Raw genomic sequence first — 312 nt, 5'->3', positions numbered from 1 at the left:
GTTCAGCGCGTCATAAAGATTTTCGGGTTGGCGGATCTGTTTGATGTCGAGGATACGGCTGCCCCACACCTCGTTGAGATCGGGGTTCAAGCGCACCCTTTTTAAGGCGCCGATGCTCAAACCAACTGCTGGTCCACCACCAGCCAAAGCGATCGCACGTTTCTTTTCCGCCATGTCATCGTCCCCCGACGAAGGAACCGGGCGTTACACCCAACACGGGCCAGTCGACACAAAGGTCAAAGACAGAAATCGAAAACTGCTCAGTCTGGCCCAAACGTTCTCGCAATGCTTATATTGCATCGCACAAACACA

Source organism: Thalassospira sp. UBA1131 (assembly GCF_002311515.1).
GTDB lineage: Bacteria > Pseudomonadota > Alphaproteobacteria > Rhodospirillales > Thalassospiraceae > Thalassospira.
Note: the sequence above shows the minus strand (reverse complement) of the source record.